We start from the raw sequence: 19865 nt of genomic DNA on the forward strand, positions 1-19865 counted from the left end.
ACCGCTATATATAGTGGCGAGCGCGACGAGGTCAAGCGCCGAGCCTGGCAAGCAAGCGTTCGCACGCATCAGTAACGGCTCGGCTCGGCCTCGATCAGAGCGAACCGCGGCACAGTTTCGCCATCGACATCGACGGTCTCGACGAACATGGACAATGGGCGCACCCACAGTCCGTACTCACCGTACAGCGCCTGATAGAACACCATCGGCTCTTCCGTCTCCGAATGTCGCGCCACGGCGAACACCCGGTATTCGGGCCCCTTGTAATGGCGATATCGCCCCGGCTCCACCTGCATCATCTGCTTCCCCTGCCGTCACAAAAAGAAAAACCGGGGCACTTGGCCCCGGCTTCCATGCACCGTCTGACAATCCGCCCCGCGAACCTGCGGGCGCGGCTGTCAGCCTAGCGCAGTCATCTGCATCTGTCAGACGCGTTCGAAGACCGTACTGATCCCCTGCCCCAGACCGATACACATGGTGGCGACACCCAGCGTACCGTTGTTCTGCTTCATCACGTTCAGCAGAGTGCCGGAGATACGCGCACCGGAGCAGCCGAACGGGTGCCCCAGGGCGATGGCGCCGCCATGCAGATTGACCTTCTGTTCCATCTGATCGAGCAGCTTGAGGTCCTTGAGCACCGGCAGCGCCTGCGCGGCGAAGGCTTCGTTCAGCTCGACGTGGCTGATGTCATTTATGGTCAGACCGGCGCGCTTGAGCACCTTCTGGGTCGACGGAACCGGGCCGTAGCCCATGATTGCCGGGTCGACACCCGCCACCGCCATGGCACGAACCACGGCCATCGGCTGAATACCGAGATCCTTGGCGCGCTGGGCGGACATGACGATCATGCAGGACGCGCCGTCGGTGATCTGCGAGGAAGTACCCGCAGTCACGGTGCCGCCCTTCGGATTGAATGCCGGCTTCAGTGCGGCCAGGCTTTCCAGGGTGGTGTCCGGACGGATGGTTTCGTCGTAATCGAAGACCTTGAGGAAGCCGTTCTCGTCGTGACCTTCCATCGGAATGATCTCGTCCTTGAACTTGCCTTCCACCGTAGCCTTGTGCGCCAGGCGGTGCGAACGCTCACCAAAGGCATCCTGCTGCTCGCGGGTGATGCAGTGCATCTTGCCGAGCATCTCGGCGGTCAGGCCCATCATGCCGGACGCCTTGGCGGCGTGCAGCGACAGCTGGGGGTTCGGGTCGACGCCGTGCATCATGCTGACGTGGCCCATGTGCTCCACGCCGCCGATGACGAACACGTCACCGTTGCCGGTCTGGATGGCCTGCACGGCGGTGTGCAGCGCGCTCATGGACGAGCCGCACAGGCGGCTCACGGTCTGGCCGGCGCTGGTGTGCGGAATGCGGGTCAGCAGCGAGGCCATACGCGCGATGTTCCAGCCCTGCTCGAGGGTCTGGTTCACGCAGCCCCAGATCACATCCTCGACTTCAGCCGGGTCGATCTTCGGGTTGCGCGCCAGCACGCCGTCGATCAGCTGTGCGGACATGGTTTCAGCACGGGTGTTACGGTGCATGCCGCCCTTGGAGCGCCCCATCGGGGTGCGACCGAAGTCGACGATGACTGCATCTCTTGGATTCAGGCTCATGAATTCTCTCTCCCTCGATTAACCGTAGAAGCGCTGGCCGTTGGCAGCCATCTCACGCAGCTTCGCGGTCGGGTGGTACAGCGGGCCCAGGTCGGCGTACTTGTCGGCCATCGCGACGAACTCGGCAACGCCGATCGAATCGATGTAGCGCAGCGCGCCCCCACGGAAGGGTGGGAAGCCGATGCCGTAGATCAGGCCCATGTCAGCCTCGGCAGCGGTCTCGACGATGCCGTCTTCCAGGCAACGCACCGTTTCCAGACACAGCGGGATCATCATGTAGTTGATGATGTCCTCGTCAGACAGCTCGCGCGTCTCGGCCACGATCGGCTTGAGCAGTTCGTAGGCCTCAGCATCGACGACCTTCTTCGGCTTGCCCTTCTTGTCCATCTCGTAGGCGTAGAAGCCTTTGCCGTTCTTCTGGCCGAGGCGGTTGGCCTCGTACATGACGTCGACGGCGGTCTTGCTGTCGTCCTTCATGCGATCCGGGAAGCCTTCGGCCATCACGTCACGGCCGTGGTGGCCGGTGTCCATGCCAACAACGTCCATCAGGTAGGCCGGGCCCATCGGCCAGCCGAACTTCTCCATCACCTTGTCGGCGCGAACGAAGTCGACACCGTGGGCGATGGCGCGGGCGAAGCCGCCGAAGTACGGGAACAGCACGCGGTTGACCAGGAAGCCCGGGCAATCGTTTACCACGACCGGGCTCTTGCCCATTTTCTTGGCGTAGGCGACGGTGGTGGCGATGGCGGTTTCGCTGGTCTTCTCACCACGGATCACTTCCACCAGCGGCATCATGTGCACCGGGTTGAAGAAGTGCATGCCGCAGAAGTTTTCCGGACGCTTGAGCGCCTGGGCCAGGTAGCTGATGGAAATGGTGGAGGTGTTGGAAGCGATGATCGCGTCTTCGCGAACGTGGCCTTCCACCTCGGCCAGCACGGCGTGCTTGACCTTCGGATTTTCGACCACGGCTTCGACGACGATATCGACGTTGCCGAAGTCGCCGTAGGACATGGTCGGACGGATCGCGTTGAGCGCCTGCGCCATCTTATCAGCGGTCAGACGGCCTTTTTCGACACGCTTGCCGAGCAGCTTGGAGGCCTCGTCCAGACCCATCTGGATACCCTCTTCGCGGATATCCTTCATCAGGATCGGCGTGCCTTTGACGGCCGACTGGTAGGCGATGCCGCCACCCATGATGCCGGCACCCAGCACTGCAGCGAGCTTCACGTCGCGCGCCTGCTTGTCGTAGGCCTTGGCCTTCTTCTTCAGTTCCTGATCGCTGAGGAACAGGCCGATCAGGCTTTCGGCGACCGAGGTCTTGGCCAGTTTGACGAAGCCGGCGGCCTCGACTTCCAGCGCCTTGTCACGACCGAAGTTGGCGGCTTTCTGGATGCTCTTGATGGCTTCGACCGGGGCCGGGTAGTTCGGACCGGCCTGGCCAGCCACAAAGGCCTTGGTGGTTTCGAATGCCATCATCTGCTCGATGGCATTGAGCTTGAGCTTGTCCAGCTTCGGCTGGCGCTTGACCTTGTAGTCCAGCTCGCCGGCGACGGCGCGCTTGACCAGATCCAATGCGGCTTCCTGCAGCTTTTCCGGAGCGACGACGGCATCGACCGCGTGCACCTTGAGCGCATCCTCGGCACCGTTTTCCTTGCCGGACGCGATCCACTCGACGGCGTTATCGACACCGATCAGGCGCGGCAGGCGGACGGTACCGCCGAAGCCCGGGTAGATGCCCAGTTTGACTTCAGGCAGCCCGACCTTGGCGGCGGTGGACATGACGCGGTAATCGGCAGACATGCACATCTCGAAACCGCCACCCAGGGCGATGCCGTTGATGGCAACTACGGTGGGCACGCCCAGGTCTTCGAAATCGCTGAAGATCTTGTTGGCTTCGAGGTTGCCGGCGATCAGCTCCTCATCGGGCAGCTTGAAATTGTCGACGAACTCGGTGATATCGGCACCGACGATGAATACGTCCTTGCCGCTGGTGACGATCACGCCCTTGACCGATGCGTCGGCCTTGATGGCGTCGACCGCCTGACGGAGTTCGTTGAGAGTGAGGCGATTGAATTTATTGACGGACTCACCCTTGAGGTCGAAATTCAATTCGACGATGCCGCTCTCAAGAGCCTTAACCGTGATGGCTTTACCTTCGTAAATCATCAACTGATCTCCAGGAATGGAAGCTGAACGTTACGTGCCGCACGTCTTCGGCCTACTGCGACCGCGCCTCGCGGCGACGACACCCACCGACACGATACATCGGGCAATCGGCGATGCACTGACAAACGCTCGATTCATACGCCCGTTTGATTTGGGTCGGCACACCTTCGAGCAAAAGCACCGCCTTGTCAATCGGCTCTCTCATCGAGGCGGATACGGACATTTCGCGACTGATCGGTCATTCTCAACCGCAGGAATCCCCAGCCATTTGCAGCATCTATCCACCAATGGCGAGCGGCACCCATCGCGGAAACCGTAGCCCGCCGCGTCAGTCAATCCTCAAAAGGGCCGAGCGGGTACACTGCCGCCTTTCATTGCACGCCAAACGCGGACCGAAACGCCGCCGCCCCAGACCGGAGTACTGCATGTCCCAAGCCCCCATCGCCCGCGCCGATACCGGCACCGACCCTTACCGCTGGCTGGAGAATCGTGACGCCGAGGACGTGCTGGCTTATCTCAGGGCGGAGAATATCTACCTCGAGCAGCAGCTTGCCGATCAGGCCGAACTGCGCGAAACCCTGTTCCAGGAAATCAAAGGCCGCATTCGCGAAACCGATCTGTCCCTGCCCTCGCCCTGGGGTCCGTGGCTGTATTACCAGCGCACCACGGCTGGTGACGAGTACCCACGGCACTACCGCTGCCCGCGTCCGCTGGATGGTTCGCTAACGGTGGACGAAAGCGCCGAGCAGCTACTGCTCGACCCCAACGAGCTGGCCGGCGGCGGCTTCCTGTCGCTGGGCGCCTTCAGCATCAGCCAGGACCACAGCAAGCTGGCCTACAGCCTCGACCGCGAAGGCGACGAAATCTACCGGCTGTTCGTCAAAGACCTGGCCAGCGGCGCGGTGTCGGAGCTGCCCTTCGACGATTGCGACGGCAGCATGACCTGGGCCAACGACAGCCAGACTCTGTTCTACGGCGAACTGGACGACACCCACCGACCGCACAAAATCTACCGCCATCGACTGGGCGAGACCGGTAGCGCCGCGGTGTTCCACGATCCGGACGGGCGCTTCTTCGTGCACTGCTACCGCGCCAGCTCCGAACGCCAGCTGGTCATCCTCTCCCACAGCAAGACCACCAGCGAAGCCTGGGTACTGTCGGCGGACCAGCCGGAAGGCAACTGGACCTGCCTGGCGCCACGCCGGGAAGACCACGAGTATTTCCCCGATCACGGCCTGTACGAAGGTCAGTGGCGCTGGCTGATCCGCAGCAACCAGGCGGGCATCAATTTCGCCCTTTACCACGCCAGCGAGGCCGAGCCGGGCCGCGAGCACTGGCAGGAGCTGGTCCCGCATGACGACGCGGTGATGCTCGAGGACGTCAGCCTGAACGCCGAGGCACTCACTCTGACCCTGCGTGAAAGCGGCCTGCCGGTGATCGAGGTACGCCCGCAGGGCGCCCAGCCCTATCGCCTGCAACTGCCGGATGCGGCCTACAGCCTGCACGTGCAGAACTCGCTGGAATTCACCAGCAAGGTGATCCGCGTGCGCTACGAGGCGCTGAACCGGCCCGCGCAGATCCGCCAACTGACTCTCGCCGACGGCAGCCAGACGGTGCTCAAGGAAACCCCGGTGGAAGGTCCGTTCGATGCCGATGCCTACGAAAGCCGGCGCATTTGGGCTACCGCCCAGGACGGCACGCAGATTCCCATCAGCCTGGTCGGCCGCCGCGACAGCTTCGGCAAGCCGGCGCCGCTTTATCTTTACGGCTACGGTGCTTACGGTCACAGCCTGGATCCCTGGTTCTCGCATGCGCGACTGTCGCTGCTCGACCGCGGCTTCATCTTCGCCATCGCCCATGTGCGCGGCGGCGGCGATCTGGGCGAAGCCTGGTACCGCGCCGGCAAACTGGAACACAAGCCGAACACCTTCACCGATTTCATCGCCTGCGCCGAACAACTGCTGGCCGATGGCTACACCACGTCGCAGCGCCTGGCGATCAGTGGTGGCAGCGCCGGTGGCCTGCTGATCGGCGCGGTGCTTAACCTGCGCCCGGAACTGTTCGGTGCGGCAATCGCCGAGGTCCCCTTCGTCGACGTGCTCAACACCATGCTCAACGCCGATCTGCCTCTGACCGTGACCGAGTACGACGAGTGGGGCGACCCGAATCATCCTGAGGTGCATGAACGCATCAAGGCCTACGCGCCGTACGAGAATGTCCGCGCGCAGGCCTATCCGCCATTGCTGGTCGTGGCCGGCTACAACGACAGCCGCGTGCAGTACTGGGAAGCCGCCAAGTGGGTCGCCAAGCTGCGCGCCACGCGCACCGACGACAGCCTGCTGCTGCTCAAGACCGAGTTCGGCGCAGGGCACGGCGGCATGAGCGGCCGTTATCAGGCGCTCAAGGACGTGGCACTGGAGTATGCCTTCATCCTCAAAGTACTCGACCTGGCGGGATAGGCTGGGAGGTGCGCCGCTCTTCGCCAGCCACGGTCTGAGCAGCCGTACTGGCGAAGGCGCAAATAAAAAGGGGAGCCTGACGGCTCCCCTTCAAGAGTTATTGCTTTGTTCTTCTTCTGCTGACGGGCTTGTTGTTTTTGTTGAGCGCCCGGTTCGAGCCAAGGCCCGACGCAGTCCCATGTTCGGGACATTAAGAACAAACGGATTTTTTTGGTCGCTGATTTGCCACTGTCCTCGCGGGCTCAACCGGTTCTGGCGCTGCCTCATGGCAGTTTTGTCGTTCTCGGCCCGGTCGACAGGAAACCTGTCGGGCAATTCCTCTCCAAAAGAATCAGTTTGCTACGCCTCCATGTGCTTATTTTTATTGTGTTGGAGTCGCTACGTGTTGTTTTTGTTGTGGGTTCTGCTTTCTTGTTTTTGTTGTGCCAGAGATAGAGCATTCGGCGTGCCAGCTTTTATAAATCCTTATTTTTCATAGAGTTACGATTTTCCGCGAAGCGTCGTGCGCACAAAAAACGGACATCGTCGTTACCGTGCGCCCCAAGCATCGTTACATTTTCGTGAAGCGGTAACACCGGCACGCCACCCCAGCGCGCACCAGTGTGGCGGCGGCAGAAACGGTAAAGACTTGAGAACCGCTTGGAATGGGAGGTGGCGGCGACGGGAACCGGCAGCTGCCATGCGTGCTATCGGAAGGGCGTCGGCGCCATGGGTTGCGCCGACGCAGCGTGCTCAGGCGCGGATCGCCGATTGCAGCGCATCTTCCTGACGCTTGGCCAGCAGATCGGAGGCCGCAAGAGCGAGCAGTGGTATCAAGCCTACATTCAGGGCCACGCTCCAGGACCCGATCAAACCAATGAACAACATGCCGGCCACAACAATGGCAGCAATGCAATGCGCGCAGAAGCGGCATAGTTCAAGTGCAACTACAGGCTCGTTGTAATTGTTCATGACGTCTGACTCCCCGCTTTTTGTTGTAATAATTGGCATCTACATTGAGGGTAGCCAGCTCTCGTGCCGATGCAATTCGAACCGACGCGCGGCTCGTCTAGGTCGAGCATTACAGCCGGATGAACATTGGTTTACAGGCACTTCTGCAACATCCCGTCGACAGTCTACGCACCACCTGAAGTTCATCTGCTTATTCAACTTCTGATATCCCGCCCGCCTCTTCGTCGCGGCATCGAGACCAAGAGGCTTTAGTGAATCGGCGTGAATTACGGATCGTCGAACAATGAACTTCGCACATTCATCACCTGTTCGTGAGCGTGAACCGCCAAGCCGGCAGACGCACGCGGCGGGCAACGGCGACAGCTCGCATCAATCCCAGCGGGCGTCCGCTTCCGCTACGCGCAGCGTGCGCCGGGCCTTGCCCGGGGTGCGTGAGAAGCGCGGCGCAGGCGCTGCTTGCAACTGGCCGTCGACCTCCTGATAGATGCCGCGCTGGCGCATGTGAACATGCCCGGCTGCTTCCTCCAGAGGCAGCACCGGTGCGAAGCAGGCATCGCTGCCCTCCAGCAGGGTGCACCATTCGGCCTGGCTGCGGCTGGCGAACAACCGTGCCAGCGCGTCGCCCTGCTCGGTCCAGACAGTCGGGTCCGCGCAGCCCTCCCAGAGCGCTTGCGGAGCGTCGATGCGTTCGAGCAACTCGCGCCAGAACGGCGGTTCCAGCGCGCCGATGGCGATCTCACGACCATCGGCGCAGAGGTAACACCGGTAGTTCGGCGCCGCGCCACTCAGTGGATTGCGCTCGCGCTGCATCTCGATGCGCCCGCTGGGTAGCAGCCCGGCAAAAAAGGTCATCAGCGACGACACGCCATCGACGATTGCGGCATCGATCACCTGCCCTTGGCCCGAGCGCTCGCGTTCCCACAGTGCAGCGAGGATACCCACGGCGAGATACAGCGAGCCGCCGCCGAAATCGCCGACCAGATTCAGCGGCGGCACCGCCGGTCCGCTCTCGCCGCGGATTGCGGCCAGCGCCCCGGTCAGCGCGATGTAGTTGATGTCGTGCCCGGCCGCCCGGGCCAATGGTCCGGTCTGGCCCCAGCCCGTCATGCGCCCGTAGATCAGCCGCGGGTTGCGCGCCAGCAGCTCGTCCGGCCCGAGGCCCAGGCGCTCCATGACGCCCGGACGAAACCCCTCGATAAGCACGTCGGCGCCTTGCGCCAGTTCCAGGCAGCGCGCCCGCCCTGCAGCATTGCGGATATTCAGCGTCACCACCTTGCGGCCGCGGTCGACCACCGGGTTCGCCCATCCCGTACCGCCCTCGCGCTCGACGCGCAGCACTTCGGCGCCCATGTCCGCCAGCAGCATCGCGCAGTGCGGTCCGGGACCAATGCCGGCGAACTCCAGCACGCGCAGGCCACACAGCGGCCCCTGACGATCCTGCTCCGTCTCGCTCATACCCCCTCCCCGTTCCTGCCAGCCGCAGGCGCTCCGCTTCGACGCGAGAACACCGTGCGGTGGCGACTACTGGTTCGCTGCATTCAGCGGCTTGTCGAGCAGATGGTCGCGGTAGCGCTCGCGCAGCACTTTCTTGTCGATCTTGCCGGTGGCGGTCAGCGGCACGGCGTCGAAGACCACCGCATCGGGCATCCACCACTTGACGATGTTCGGCTCCAAGTGCGCGAGGACCGATTCGGCGGTGACCTCGGCGTCAGCATGCGGCTCGATCACCAGCAGCGGGCGCTCCTCCCATTTCGGATGGAACACGCCGACCACGGCCGCGACCTTCACGCCGGGACACGCGGCCGCAACGTTCTCGATATCGATGGAGCTGACCCACTCGCCACCGGACTTGATCACGTCCTTGCTGCGATCGGTGATGCGCATGAAGCCATCGGCATCCAGCGTGGCGATGTCGCCGGTATCGAACCAGCCGTCCTCGTCCAGCGCGCTGGTTTCGCTCCGGTAGTAACGCTCCACCGTCCACGGTCCGCGCACCTTGAGACGACCGGCACTGACGCCGTCGCGTGGCAGCTCGTGGCCCTGTTCGTCCACCACCCGCAGTTCGATGCCGAACTGCAAACGCCCCTGGCGCGTCCAGACCGTATCGTTGACGGCCTGCGGGCCACGCCCGGCCAATCTGGGCGTCGGCGTGGCCACCACCCCCAACGGGCTGGTTTCGGTCATGCCCCAGAGCTGGCAGACCGCAACGCCGTAACGGGTCTGGAAGGTTTCCGCCATCGCGCGGGGCACCGCGGAGCCGCCGATCACCAGCCGCGCGAGCGTACCGGCGTCCTCACCGCTGCGCTCAAGATGGGCCAGGTACATGGTCCAGATGGTCGGCACGCCACCGGAAATGGTCACGCCTTCGCTCTGGATAAGCTCCTGCAGACTCGGGCCGTCCATCCTGTCGCACGGCAGGACGAACTTGCAGCCATTGATCGCCGCGGCGTACGGCAGGCCCCAGGCGGTGCCGTGGTAGAGCGACGAGCACGGCATGATGCAATCGAAAGCGGACAGGCCGAAGGCACCGGACAACCCCGCCGCCATCGCATGCAGCACCACGGAACGGTGGCTGTACAGCACACCTTTGGGATCGCCGGTGGTGCCGGAGGTGTAACAGAGCACGGCACCGGCGTTCTCGTCGAACTGCGGCCAATCCAGCGGCGCGGCGGCAGCGATCAGTCGCTCATAGCCCTGTACGTCGGCCATTGCGGAAACGGGGTGGGCTGCCAGCTCGATGAAATGCCGAATATTGTCCAGGCGCGGCCGCAACCTAGCGACGCATTCGGCGAAGGAACTGTCGAACAACAGCACCTGGCTGCCGGCGTGGTTGATGGTGTAGACGATCTGCTCATCCGACAGCCGTGGGTTGGCGGTATGCAGCACCGCGCCGATACCCGGCACCGCGAAGAACAGCTCGTAATGACGATGGGTGTTCCACGCCAGCGAAGACACGCAGTCGCCTGCCTCGATGCCGAGCCTGCGCAGCATCGTGGCGGCCTGCGCGGCGCGGCTGGCAAGGCCGGCGTAGTCGTAACGCCAGAGCAGCTCGCCGACCAGCCGCGAGACAATCTCGCGATCGGCGTGTGCGCGTGCGGCGTGGGCGAGGATGCCACTGATCAACAGGGGCGCGTTCTGCATCAAGCCTGTCTGCATGTTTCCTACCTCGTCTTGTTGTTATTTTCAGGTGGCCGGCGTTCCCGGCTGTGCTCGGCACGGCGGTTCGCCGCGCCGCATGACGCTTCGCTCACTCTCCCAGGTTGCGGGCGATAACCAGGCGCTGAATGTCGCTGGTGCCCTCGTAGATCTGGCAGACGCGCACGTCACGGTAGATGCGCTCTACCGGGAAGTCGGCCAGGTAGCCGTAACCGCCGAGCGTCTGGATCGCCGCCGAGCACACCTTCTCCGCCATTTCGGAGGCGAACAGCTTGGCCATCGAAGCCTCCACCAGCGCCGGACGCCCGGCTTCGCGCAGCGCGGCAGCGTGATGCACCATCTGCCGCGCCACGGCGATCTGCGTCGCCATGTCGGCCAGGCGGAAGGCCACCGCCTGATGCTCGATGATCGGCTTGCCGAACGCTTCGCGCTCCCGGGCGTAGTCGCGCGCCGCCTCGAATGCCGCCCGAGCCATGCCGACCGCCTGCGCAGCGATGCCGATGCGTCCGCCTTCCAGGTTGGCCAGGGCAATGCGGTAGCCCTCGCCCTCCTCGCCCAGTCGGTTGGCCACCGGTACGCGCAGGTCTTCGAAGGCGATCTGGCAGGTGTCGGACGCGTGCTGGCCGAGCTTGTCCTCGACGCGCACCACCTGATAGCCGGAGCTGTCGGTCGGCACGATGAAGGCACTGATGCCGCGCTTGCCAGCCTCCGGGTCGGTCACCGCAAAGACGATCACCATGCCGGCGTGCTTGCCGGAGGTGATGAACTGCTTGGCGCCGTTGAGTACGTAATGGTCACCGTCGCGCCGGGCGCGGGTGCGCAAACTGCTGGCATCGGAGCCGGCCTGCGGCTCGGTCAGGGCGAAGGCGCCGATTTGCTCACCACGTGCCAGTGGCATGAGGAAGTCGCGCTTCTGCTGCTCGGTGCCGAAGCGCAGGATCGGTACGCAGCCCACCGAGTTGTGCACGCTCATGATGGTCGAGCAGGCGCCGTCGCCGGCAGCGATTTCCTCCAGCGCCATGGCATAGGACAGGTAGCCGGTGTCGCTACCGCCCCACTGCTCCGGCACCAGCATGCCGAAGAAGCCCAGCGCCGCCATCTCGCCGATGGCCTCGGCCGGAAAGCGGTGCTCGCGACTCCACTGCTCGGCGAAGGGTTTTAGCCGCTCTTCGGCAAACTGCCGCGCCATCTCGGCGATGGCGCACTGGTCTTCGTTGGGCAGCATGGGCGCCTCCTCAGATCAGCTCGACAGCCATCGCCGTGGCCTCGCCACCGCCGATGCAGATCGCCGCCACACCGCGCCGCAAGCCGCGCGCGCGCAGCGCCGCCAGCAGTGTGACCAGAATGCGTGCGCCGGACGCGCCCACCGGATGCCCCAGCGCGCAGGCGCCGCCGTTGACGTTGACCTTGGCGTGATCCAGCCCCAGCTCGCGCATCGCCACCATCGCCACCACAGCAAAGGCTTCGTTGATCTCGAACAGATCGACGTCCTCGAGACGCCAGCCGGTGCGCTCCATCAGCTTGCGGATCGCCCCGATCGGCGCGGTGGTGAACAAATTCGGTGCATCGGCATAAGCCGCGTGGCCGTGGATCACCGCCTGCGGCTGCAGGCCCCAGCGCTCAGCTTCGGAACGGCGCATCAGCAGCAGCGCGGCGGCGCCGTCGGAAATCGAACTGGAGTTCGCAGCGGTCACCGTACCGCCTTCGCGGAACGCCGGCTTCAGGCTCGGGATCTTCTCCGGCATAGCCTTGGGCGGCTGCTCGTCGTCGCGAACCGTGCGCTGCTGTTTGCCCTGGGTGACTTCCAGGGTGACGATTTCCTCGGCGAAACGGCCTTCGGCGATCGCAACCTGCGCCCGGCGCAGCGACTCCAGTGCGTAGGCATCCTGCGCCTCGCGGCTGAAGCCGAAAGTATCAGCGCACTCTTCGGCGAACGAGCCCATCAGGCGCCCCTTGTCGAACGAGTCCTCAAGGCCGTCGAGAAACATGTGATCGAGCACCCGGCCATGCCCCATGCGATAGCCACCGCGGGCGCGGTCGAGCAAATACGGCGCATTGGACATGCTCTCCATGCCGCCGGCGGCGACGATGTCGGAGCTGCCCGCGAGCAGCTGGTCATGCGCCAGGATCACCGTCTGCATGCCCGAACCGCACATCTTGTTTACCGTGGTGCAGGTGGTGGCGCGGGTCAGCCCGGCGCCCAGCGCCGCCTGCCGCGCCGGCGCCTGGCCCTGCCCGGCCGGCAGCACACAGCCCATCAGCACGTCCTGCACGTTCTCCGGCGGCAGGCCGCTGCGTTCCACCGCAGCGCGAATTGCCGCCGCGCCGAGCTGCGGAGCGGTCATGCCCAGCAGGTCACCCAGGAAGCCGCCCATCGGCGTGCGCGCGCTGCTGACGATTACGATCGGATCATCTTTCATGTGCATTTCCTTTTTATTTGGCGGCCATGCGCAAGGCGCCGTCGAGACGGATCACCTCGCCGTTGAGCATGCTGTTTTCGAAGATGTGCCGCACCAGCGCGGCATATTCGGCGGGGCGGCCCAGACGTGGTGGGAACGGCACGCCGGCGGCCAGCGAATCGCGAATTTCCTGGGTCATGCCGGCCATCATCGGCGTCTCGAACACGCCGGGGGCGATGGTCATCACGCGGATACCGAAGCGCGCCAGCTCGCGGGCGGCCGGCAGGGTCAGGCTGACGACGCCGCCCTTTGAGGCCGCATAGGCTGCTTGGCCGATCTGTCCGTCGTAGGCCGCGATGGACGCGGTATTGATGATCACGCCGCGCTCGCCGTTGGCATCCGGCGCGTTCTCGGCCATCGCTTCGGCGGCCAGGCGCAGCATGTTGAAGGTGCCGATCAGGTTAATGCCGACGATGCGGCTGAAACTGTCGAGGCCGTGCGGGCCGTGGCGGCCGAGGATTTTCTCGCCTCCGGCGACCCCGGCGCAGTTGACCAACCCGTGCAGCGCACCGAAGTGCTGGCGGGCCGTCGTCACCGCGTGGCGCGCGGCCTGTTCGTCGCGGATGTCGGCCCGCACGCCGAGTGCGCCGGCGCCGAGCGCTTCGGCCTGGGCGATGGCCGCCGCCTCGTCGAGATCGGCCAGCACCACGCTGCCACCCGCCTCGACCAGCGCCTGCGCCGCGGCGGCACCAAGCCCCGAAGCGCCACCGCTGATGAGGAATACCCTGTCGCGAATCTGCATGGCTCTCTCCCGTGCTTGTTGTTATTCGGTGCGAAGCCGGGATTCATGTTTAGACAACGACACGGGAGCGGCAATGGCCGATCTACTCAACCTGCCTGAGCGTTTTGGCCAATGGCAAAGCGCAATCACGACGGCGACGGGTGCTGCCGGCGCGTACGTTCAATGCTGCGTCGGCGCCAGAATCAGGTTGCGGTAGTGGCCGGGATTGCTGCCCGTCCACTTGCGAAACGCCTTGTAGAACGAGCTGACATCGGCGAACCCGAGCCGCTCGGCAATCTCGCCGTAGCTGACGCTGGCATCGGCCAGCCACTGCGTGGCCATCTCCTGGCGCAGGCCGTCCTTGATGGTCTGGTAGGGCTGGCCCGCTTCGGCCAACCGGCGGCGCAACGTCGAGGCGGACATGCACAGACGCTGCGCCAGCGTCGCCGCATCGGGCCACTGCTCTGCCGGCAGATGGCGCAGCTGCTGACGGATTCGGCTGGCCAGGCTGGAATGGTCGCGATAGCGCACCAGGATGTTCGCCGGCGCCTCGGCAAGGAAGCTGTGCAGCTCGGCTTCGCTGCGCCGGATCGGCAGATCGAGCACTTCGGCGGCGAAGATGATGCGCGTCGACGGCCGCGCGAAGCGCAGGTTGTCGGAGAACATCACCCGGTAGTCGTCGGTGTACTCCGGCTCGGCGCAGCGCAATTCCACCGCCAACAAGGGGATGCGCCGGCCCACCAGCCAGCAGGCCAGTCCGTGCAGCAGCATCCAGAACGTGAAGTAACAGAACGCCCGCGCGGGCTCGGCGGTGCGCTCGCGCAGCACGATCTCGGCCAGGCTCTGGCTGCGGATCAGCTTGCCGCGAAAGTTCTCCAGCTCCAGGCCGAAGAAGCTCAGCGCCTGCTGCAAGGCCTTTTCCAGCGTGGGTTGCTGGATACAGCAGCGGCTGATGAAGGCAAAGCCGCCGGAACGCAGTCGACGCGGATCCATGCCAAACAATTCGTCATCGAAGCGCTGCGCCAGCCCGAGCCACAGCCGCGTGTAGTCGCGCACATCGACGCGCCCGTCCGGATCGCGCAGGCAGGCCGGATCGAGGCCCAGCTCGGCCAGCAGTTGCGCGCCCGACAGATCGGCGCGCTCGAACGCGAGCAGCGCCTCGCGCACCAGGCGCACGGAGATGCTGTCACGTTGCGTAACGGTAAGGCGTGTGGTCGAGGACGGTGCGTGGGTCATGCGTGCCGAGGTATCCGCTGGACGTCGCACGGGATCATCGTTCAGTCGGCTGCGGTTTCCAACCCGACGTCCGTCACATCCAGCCCAGCGTCAGGCCGACCACCATCAGATAGCGCGTCGTCTTGGCCAGCGCGACGATCAGCACGAAGCTCCACAGCGGCTCGCGCATCATCCCGGCCACCAGTGTCAGCGGGTCACCGATGATCGGCATCCAGCTGAGCAGCAAGGTCCAGCGGCCGTAGCGGTGATAGTGCTGCTGTGCGCGGGTCAGCTGCCGTTCGTTGACCGGAAACCAGCGCTTGTGGCGAAACCGCTCGACGTAGCGCCCCAGCAGCCAGTTCACCAGCGAGCCGAGCACGTTGCCGGCGCTGGCCACCGCCAGCAATCCCCAGACGGCATAGCGCTCCGACAGCAGCAAGCCCGCCAGCAGCGCCTCGGACTGCATCGGCAGCAGCGTCGCCGCACCGAACGCCGCCAGAAAAAGGCCGAGATAGCCGGAAAGCCCCCACATCGATCGCGTCCATCCACCCTTGCTTGGCCGCGCAGTATGCACGGTGCATCGCCGCCGCGCCGCCCCGACGGCGGATGGGCGAGCGATACTGCGGCTATCTCAGGGGTGAATTGGCCGTTTGCGCAGCCGTCGCGCTCAGGACAGAACGGCCGCAGTCGACCGATTGAAGATGCCCAGGCCCGGTAGGCGCTCGCGATCGTGCGCGCGCTCCAGTTGCAGCGCCGGGCCTTGCGGCACGATGCCGTTGCCGTTGATCTGCCGATGGCTCTGGTAGTAATGCCCCTTGATATGGCGGTAATCCACCGTGTCGGCGATCCCCGGCCACTGGTACAACTCGCGCAGCCAGTTGGAGAGGTTCGGATAGTCCTCGATGCGCCGCAGGTTGCACTTGAAGTGACCGTGGTACACCGCGTCGAAGCGGATGAGCGTGGTGAACAGCCGCCAGTCGGCCTCGGTCAGATACTCACCGGTCAGATAGCGCAGCTTGTCTAGGCGACGCTCCAGCCAGTCCAGCGTACTGAAAACCTGCGCGAAGGCCTCTTCATAAGCCTCCTGGCTGGTGGCAAAGCCGGCGCGGTAGACACCGTTGTTGACCGCCGGGTAGATACGCGCATTGAGCGCGTCGATCTCACCGCGCAGCGGTTGGGGATAGAGATCGAGCGACGATCCTGTCAGGTGGTCGAACGCGCTGTTGAAGATGCGGATCAGCTCGGAGGATTCGTTGTTGACGATGCGCTGCTGCTTGCGATCCCACAGCAGTGGTACCGTCACGCGGCCGTTGTAACGCGGATCGTCGCGGGTGTAGCGCTGGTGCAGGTAGCGATCGTCGTCCAGCGCATCGCCGCTGGAGCCGGTGCTGCGGTCGAACGTCCAGCCGTGGTCGGCCATCAGCCAGCTCACCACCGAGACGTCGATCAGGCTTTCGAGCCCCTTGATCTTGCGGTAGATCAGCGTGCGGTGGGCCCACGGACAGGCAAGCGAAACATACAGGTGGTAGCGCCCGGCCTCGGCCTTGAATCCCGGCTGACCATCGGCAGCCGGCTTACCGTCCGCGGTGATCCAGTGACGGCGCTTGGCCTGCTCACGCTCGAAACGTCCGTCGCGGCTTTCGTACCAGCGGTCATGCCACTGGCCATCGATCAACAATCCCATTCGTGCCTCCAGTCGTTTCTATTAGGAAGCACTCTAGAGACGATGGTTCGGTCGATGGGACCGAATGCTTGGTCTAACCGATCCGTCAGTTCGATGAATTGCGCTGCGCCCAGTAGCGTTGCGCCAGCTCGAACGCCGTCTCACGCGGATGCCCGAGCCCGCGCAGGCCCAGCGCCATACTCGACACCACGGCCAGCTCGCCGTAGGCGTCGCTGGCGCGGCCATGCCAGACGTCGAGCAGGTGCTGCGGCTCGAGCGTCGCAGGCTTGACATGGCGTTGCGCCGATTGCGCCGACCACTCCTCGTCCCAGGCCTCGCCGGCGGTGGCGCCGTACAGATGGGAAATGTTGTCCGGGTTGATTTCGATCTCCCCGCCCTCGCCCTTGATCACGATGGCGTGGTCGCCCAGCAACCGGCTCGCCTCCCGGTGGGTGTCCTGATAGCCGGGATGGAAGATGCTCTGCAAACCGCAGCGCGCGTTCAGCGGATTGAGGATGCGCGCCAGCGAGTGGACCGGTGAGCGCAGGCCGAGCACATTGCGCAGGTCGATCATGCGCTGCAGCGTCGGCATCCAGGCTCCGAGCGGGATGAACGCCAGGCCGTCGCGATCGAGCGTGGCCCCTACTTCCTGCCAGCTGGCACAGCGCGCAATGCCGAGCATATCGAGCAACTGCTCGCTGTAGAGGCGCCCGGCGGTGTGCGCGCCGCCACCGTGCATCAGGATGCGCACGCCGTTGCCGGCGAGGCATTTCGCAGCAAGCAGATACCACGGCAGATGACGCTTCTTGCCGGCATAGCTCGGCCAGTCGAGATCGACCGCAATGCTCTGCTCGCCTACCCGCGCACGCACCGCGTCGGTGAAGCCGGCCAGCTCCTCGGCACTCTCCTCCTTGTGCCGCAGCAACATGAGAAAGGCGCCGAGCTGAGCCTCCTCAACCTGACCATCAAGCAGCATGCCCATCGCCTCGCGGGCCTCCTCGCGGGTCAAGCCGCGTGCGCCCCGCTTGCCCTTGCCAAGAATGCGCACGAAAACGGCAAATGGATGCTCTTCAGGGGTAACCAGACTCATAGACAATTGCTCGGTTTGGGCAGGCCCGCCAGCTTGGCGGCCAGCTTGGCGGGGGTGCCGTTGAATAGACGATTGAGGTGCAGGCTGTTGCCCTTTTCCGCGCCCAGCTTGAGTGCGACGTACTTGATCAGCGGCCGGGTGGCCGGTGACAGCTGGAACTCGCGATAAAAGTCGCGCAGCAGATGGATGACTTCCCAATGCGCGGCTTCGAGCGCCAGCCCTTCCCGCTCGGCGAGCGCCTGGGCCACGTCCTCGTTCCATTCGGCGAGATCACGCAGGTAGCCGTCGTCGTCCAGCTCGATGTGCCGACCGTCCACGTTCAGGACGCTCATAGCCAGCTGTTGACCCGTTCGAAGCGGCCGCAGAGTTCGACGAAGCCCGGGTAATCGAGCAGCGCCACCCGCACAGGCAGTTCGCCGAGCGCGCGAGCCTCGACATCTTCGGCCAGGCCGTACAGCGCAACGTCTGCCGCAAGCTGTTCGAGCTGGCAACGCTGGGCCGTGGTGGCCCGCAGCGCATACACGGCATCGCCGCAAAGCAGCAGGCCATCGCCCGCGCCGAGCAGTGGCAGGCAGCCGGCGAAATGGTCGCTGGCGAAAGGTGAAGCGGAAAGAACGTGCAGGGTCGCCATCAGAGAGTGATCACATGGTCGTAGCGATTGATGAGTGCGCGCAGGCCGGCATCGTCGAGCGGCTCCACCGGCAGGCTCAGCGGCTGCCCCTCCAGGCCGCGCTCGGCAAGACTGCGCGACGCGACGTAGAGCGCCTCGACGCCGAACAGCGACAAGGCCTGCAGGTTGGCACCGAGGTCTTTCTGCTGCAGGCACGCGGCCTGTTGTCCCGGCACCAGCTGGAACACGCCGTCGTCAAGGAACAGCAAGCCCAGCGGCAGCTCGAACGCGCCACCGGCCAGCACGATATCCAGCGCCTCACGCGCGCCCGGCCCGGACCAGGGCGACCGACGGCTGATGATCAGCATCGAACGCGCCATCAGTCACCTCCAAAACAGATCAGACGGTCGGCCTGTTGCGCCGCCTCGTGCAACTGACCCAGACCGGAAAGCTCCCAGCCCGCGGCCAGATTGGCGGCAGCGCGCGCATAGCGGCGCGCCTCCTGCTCGTCCAGCACACCACGGCGCAGGCCGGCGGCGATGCACACCACGCCGTCCAGCTGATGTGCAGCGATGAAGCGACTCCACTCAACGGCAACGTCCAGCTCGTCCTGGGCGGTCACGATGTTGGCCGACGCGCTATGTACCCCGTCCTGATAGAAGAACAGCCGAACGATGTCATGTCCGCCGGCCAGCACCGCTTCGGCAAAGCGCAAGGCGCGGCGCGAGGCCGGCGCATGGGGAGGAGAAAACAGGGCGATCGCGAATTTCATGGCTCACCAGTGGGTTGCTGGGGCCGACATGATACGCGAGCCGCAAAAACGAAAAAGCCCGCCGAAGCGGGCTCAATCGATCCGGCGCGCGATCAGTCGTCGCCGCCGAAGATGCCCAGCAGCTGCAGCAGGCTGAGGAACAGGTTGTACAGCGAAACGTACAGGCCGATGGTGGCCATGATGTAGTTACGCTCGCCGCCGTGGATGATCGCGCTGGTCTGGAACAGGATGCAGGCCGAGGAGAACAGCACGAAGCCGGCACTGATCGCCAGTTGCAGCCCGGTGATCTCGAAGAAGAAGCCGGCCAGCATGGCGCCGAGCAGAACGAAGAAGCCTGCGGTGATGAAGCCGCTGAGGAAGCTCATGTCCTTACGGGTGATCAGCACGTAGGCCGACAAGCCGAAGAACACCAGCGCCGTCATCGACAGCGCCGAGCTGATCAGCTCGCCGCCGTTGCTCAGGCCCAGGTACATGTTCAGCACCGGACCGAGGGTATAGCCCATAAAACCGGTCAGGGCGAAGGTGGAAACCAGGCCCCAGGCCGAATTGCGCAGTTTGGCGGTCAGGAAGAACAAACCGTAGAAGCCGATCAGCACCACGAAGATGTTCGGATACGCGGCGTTGGCCTGCATGGCGAGGTATGCGATCAGGCCGCTGAAGGCCAGCGTCATGGCCAGCAGGCCATAGGTGTTGCGCAGGACCTTGCTGACTTCGCGCTGTTCGACCTGCGTGTGGCTAAGCGCGTATTCGTGTTCGTGCATGGCGACACTCCCGAGGATGAAAACGATTCGTCGGTGACTATAACAGAGCACCGGGAGCAGTTTGACGCGCAGTGTTTGACAGTGTGTTTCGATCCGGTACTATGGCGCCCGCTTCATGCGGAGGTGTGGCCGAGTGGTTGAAGGCAGCGGTCTTGAAAACCGCCGAAGGGGAGACTCTTCCGTGAGTTCGAATCTCACCGCCTCCGCCATCTGCATGATGAAAAAGCCCCGGTAATCCGGG

Annotated in this window: 19 protein-coding genes and 1 tRNA gene; 2 read left to right on the forward strand and 18 right to left on the reverse strand. The window is 64.4% G+C overall.

What is annotated here, in order from left to right; genetic code table 11:
* Positions 1-68 precede the first annotated feature (68 nt).
* From AC0ZJQ_RS10970 to fadB, 3 genes are all read right to left on the reverse strand, one after another.
* A complete protein-coding gene (locus AC0ZJQ_RS10970) occupies positions 69-296 on the reverse strand; it encodes a DUF1653 domain-containing protein (RefSeq protein WP_003290002.1) in 228 nt (75 codons plus the stop codon).
* A gap of 129 nt (positions 297-425) precedes the next feature.
* Positions 426-1601 carry an acetyl-CoA C-acyltransferase FadA gene (gene fadA / locus AC0ZJQ_RS10975; protein WP_314018784.1) on the reverse strand — a complete coding sequence of 392 codons (1176 nt, stop codon included), beginning with the start codon at positions 1599-1601 and terminating at the stop codon, positions 426-428.
* 18 nt (positions 1602-1619) lie between these two features.
* On the reverse strand, positions 1620-3767 hold the full coding sequence (gene fadB, locus AC0ZJQ_RS10980; RefSeq protein ID WP_476476655.1) for a fatty acid oxidation complex subunit alpha FadB: 2148 nt from the start codon (positions 3765-3767) through the stop codon (positions 1620-1622).
* Between the two features lie 425 nt (positions 3768-4192).
* Here fadB and AC0ZJQ_RS10985 point away from each other — a divergent pair, with 425 nt between their 5' ends.
* A complete protein-coding gene (locus AC0ZJQ_RS10985; protein WP_476476656.1) occupies positions 4193-6226 on the forward strand; it encodes a S9 family peptidase in 2034 nt (677 codons plus the stop codon).
* 732 nt (positions 6227-6958) lie between these two features.
* Here the strand turns inward: AC0ZJQ_RS10985 and AC0ZJQ_RS10990 are convergent.
* The 15 genes from AC0ZJQ_RS10990 to AC0ZJQ_RS11060 form a co-directional block, all read right to left on the reverse strand.
* The gene (locus AC0ZJQ_RS10990; RefSeq protein ID WP_155551733.1) at positions 6959-7177 is read right to left on the reverse strand and encodes a hypothetical protein; all 219 of its coding nucleotides are present in this window, start codon (positions 7175-7177) and stop codon (positions 6959-6961) included.
* Between the two features lie 369 nt (positions 7178-7546).
* On the reverse strand, positions 7547-8632 hold the full coding sequence (locus AC0ZJQ_RS10995; protein WP_476476657.1) for a CaiB/BaiF CoA transferase family protein: 1086 nt from the start codon (positions 8630-8632) through the stop codon (positions 7547-7549).
* Between the two features lie 66 nt (positions 8633-8698).
* Positions 8699-10318, reverse strand: coding sequence for a long-chain fatty acid--CoA ligase (locus AC0ZJQ_RS11000; protein ID WP_476477770.1), 1620 nt, complete (start codon positions 10316-10318; stop codon positions 8699-8701).
* A 106-nt stretch (positions 10319-10424) separates the two neighbouring features.
* Positions 10425-11558 (reverse strand): acyl-CoA dehydrogenase, encoded by a 1134-nt coding sequence (locus AC0ZJQ_RS11005; protein ID WP_476476658.1) that lies wholly within the window; start codon positions 11556-11558, stop codon positions 10425-10427.
* 10 nt (positions 11559-11568) lie between these two features.
* On the reverse strand, positions 11569-12753 hold the full coding sequence (locus tag AC0ZJQ_RS11010) for an acetyl-CoA C-acyltransferase (RefSeq protein WP_476476659.1): 1185 nt from the start codon (positions 12751-12753) through the stop codon (positions 11569-11571).
* A 13-nt stretch (positions 12754-12766) separates the two neighbouring features.
* Positions 12767-13534, reverse strand: coding sequence for an SDR family NAD(P)-dependent oxidoreductase (locus AC0ZJQ_RS11015; RefSeq protein ID WP_476476660.1), 768 nt, complete (start codon positions 13532-13534; stop codon positions 12767-12769).
* A 159-nt stretch (positions 13535-13693) separates the two neighbouring features.
* Positions 13694-14749, reverse strand: coding sequence for an AraC family transcriptional regulator (locus AC0ZJQ_RS11020; RefSeq protein ID WP_476477771.1), 1056 nt, complete (start codon positions 14747-14749; stop codon positions 13694-13696).
* Positions 14750-14822: 73 nt separating this feature from the next.
* Positions 14823-15260: a YqaA family protein gene (locus AC0ZJQ_RS11025; RefSeq protein WP_165594551.1), complete on the reverse strand. Its 438-nt coding sequence runs from the start codon at positions 15258-15260 to the stop codon at positions 14823-14825.
* A 135-nt stretch (positions 15261-15395) separates the two neighbouring features.
* On the reverse strand, positions 15396-16412 hold the full coding sequence (locus AC0ZJQ_RS11030; protein WP_476476661.1) for a glutathione S-transferase family protein: 1017 nt from the start codon (positions 16410-16412) through the stop codon (positions 15396-15398).
* 85 nt (positions 16413-16497) lie between these two features.
* A complete protein-coding gene (locus tag AC0ZJQ_RS11035; RefSeq protein ID WP_476476662.1) occupies positions 16498-17481 on the reverse strand; it encodes a glycosyl transferase family protein in 984 nt (327 codons plus the stop codon).
* Positions 17478-17813, reverse strand: a complete 336-nt coding sequence (locus AC0ZJQ_RS11040; protein ID WP_003290025.1) for a TusE/DsrC/DsvC family sulfur relay protein — start codon at positions 17811-17813, stop codon at positions 17478-17480. The genes AC0ZJQ_RS11035 and AC0ZJQ_RS11040 overlap by 4 nt, the downstream gene beginning before the upstream one ends.
* The gene (gene tusB / locus AC0ZJQ_RS11045; RefSeq protein ID WP_476476663.1) at positions 17810-18112 is read right to left on the reverse strand and encodes a sulfurtransferase complex subunit TusB; all 303 of its coding nucleotides are present in this window, start codon (positions 18110-18112) and stop codon (positions 17810-17812) included. Before tusB ends, AC0ZJQ_RS11040 begins: the two co-directional genes overlap by 4 nt.
* Entirely contained in the window at positions 18112-18471 is a 360-nt protein-coding gene (gene tusC, locus AC0ZJQ_RS11050; protein WP_476476664.1) for a sulfurtransferase complex subunit TusC, read from the reverse strand. Before tusC ends, tusB begins: the two co-directional genes overlap by 1 nt.
* A complete protein-coding gene (gene tusD / locus AC0ZJQ_RS11055; RefSeq protein ID WP_476476665.1) occupies positions 18471-18863 on the reverse strand; it encodes a sulfurtransferase complex subunit TusD in 393 nt (130 codons plus the stop codon). The genes tusC and tusD overlap by 1 nt, the downstream gene beginning before the upstream one ends.
* 92 nt (positions 18864-18955) lie before the next feature.
* The gene (locus AC0ZJQ_RS11060) at positions 18956-19624 is read right to left on the reverse strand and encodes a Bax inhibitor-1/YccA family protein (protein ID WP_008570805.1); all 669 of its coding nucleotides are present in this window, start codon (positions 19622-19624) and stop codon (positions 18956-18958) included.
* Positions 19625-19743: 119 nt separating this feature from the next.
* Between AC0ZJQ_RS11060 and AC0ZJQ_RS11065 the strand changes: the two genes are divergently transcribed.
* Positions 19744-19833, forward strand: a tRNA-Ser gene (locus AC0ZJQ_RS11065).
* The last annotated feature ends 32 nt before the right edge of the window (positions 19834-19865 follow it).

The sequence above is a fragment of the Stutzerimonas sp. 21-1 genome (assembly GCF_056336065.1).

Bases quoted from the DNA above. Each gene is read 5' to 3' on its own strand.
- tusD (WP_476476665.1), bottom strand. From the start codon at position 18,863: ATGAAATTCGCGATCGCCCTGTTTTCTCCTCCCCATGCGCCGGCCTCG.
- AC0ZJQ_RS10985 (WP_476476656.1), top strand. From the start codon at position 4,193: ATGTCCCAAGCCCCCATCGCCCGCGCCGATACCGGCACCGACCCTTAC.
- AC0ZJQ_RS11020 (WP_476477771.1), bottom strand. From the start codon at position 14,749: ATGACCCACGCACCGTCCTCGACCACACGCCTTACCGTTACGCAACGT.
- AC0ZJQ_RS11025 (WP_165594551.1), bottom strand. From the start codon at position 15,260: ATGTGGGGGCTTTCCGGCTATCTCGGCCTTTTTCTGGCGGCGTTCGGT.
- AC0ZJQ_RS11040 (WP_003290025.1), bottom strand. From the start codon at position 17,813: ATGAGCGTCCTGAACGTGGACGGTCGGCACATCGAGCTGGACGACGAC.
- AC0ZJQ_RS11005 (WP_476476658.1), bottom strand. From the start codon at position 11,558: ATGCTGCCCAACGAAGACCAGTGCGCCATCGCCGAGATGGCGCGGCAG.
- AC0ZJQ_RS11010 (WP_476476659.1), bottom strand. From the start codon at position 12,753: ATGAAAGATGATCCGATCGTAATCGTCAGCAGCGCGCGCACGCCGATG.
- AC0ZJQ_RS10990 (WP_155551733.1), bottom strand. From the start codon at position 7,177: ATGAACAATTACAACGAGCCTGTAGTTGCACTTGAACTATGCCGCTTC.
- AC0ZJQ_RS11015 (WP_476476660.1), bottom strand. From the start codon at position 13,534: ATGCAGATTCGCGACAGGGTATTCCTCATCAGCGGTGGCGCTTCGGGG.
- AC0ZJQ_RS11030 (WP_476476661.1), bottom strand. From the start codon at position 16,412: ATGGGATTGTTGATCGATGGCCAGTGGCATGACCGCTGGTACGAAAGC.
- AC0ZJQ_RS11035 (WP_476476662.1), bottom strand. From the start codon at position 17,481: ATGAGTCTGGTTACCCCTGAAGAGCATCCATTTGCCGTTTTCGTGCGC.
- AC0ZJQ_RS10970 (WP_003290002.1), bottom strand. From the start codon at position 296: ATGCAGGTGGAGCCGGGGCGATATCGCCATTACAAGGGGCCCGAATAC.
- fadB (WP_476476655.1), bottom strand. From the start codon at position 3,767: ATGATTTACGAAGGTAAAGCCATCACGGTTAAGGCTCTTGAGAGCGGC.
- AC0ZJQ_RS10995 (WP_476476657.1), bottom strand. From the start codon at position 8,632: ATGAGCGAGACGGAGCAGGATCGTCAGGGGCCGCTGTGTGGCCTGCGC.
- AC0ZJQ_RS11060 (WP_008570805.1), bottom strand. From the start codon at position 19,624: ATGCACGAACACGAATACGCGCTTAGCCACACGCAGGTCGAACAGCGC.
- fadA (WP_314018784.1), bottom strand. From the start codon at position 1,601: ATGAGCCTGAATCCAAGAGATGCAGTCATCGTCGACTTCGGTCGCACC.
- tusB (WP_476476663.1), bottom strand. From the start codon at position 18,112: ATGGCGACCCTGCACGTTCTTTCCGCTTCACCTTTCGCCAGCGACCAT.
- tusC (WP_476476664.1), bottom strand. From the start codon at position 18,471: ATGGCGCGTTCGATGCTGATCATCAGCCGTCGGTCGCCCTGGTCCGGG.
- AC0ZJQ_RS11000 (WP_476477770.1), bottom strand. From the start codon at position 10,318: ATGCAGAACGCGCCCCTGTTGATCAGTGGCATCCTCGCCCACGCCGCA.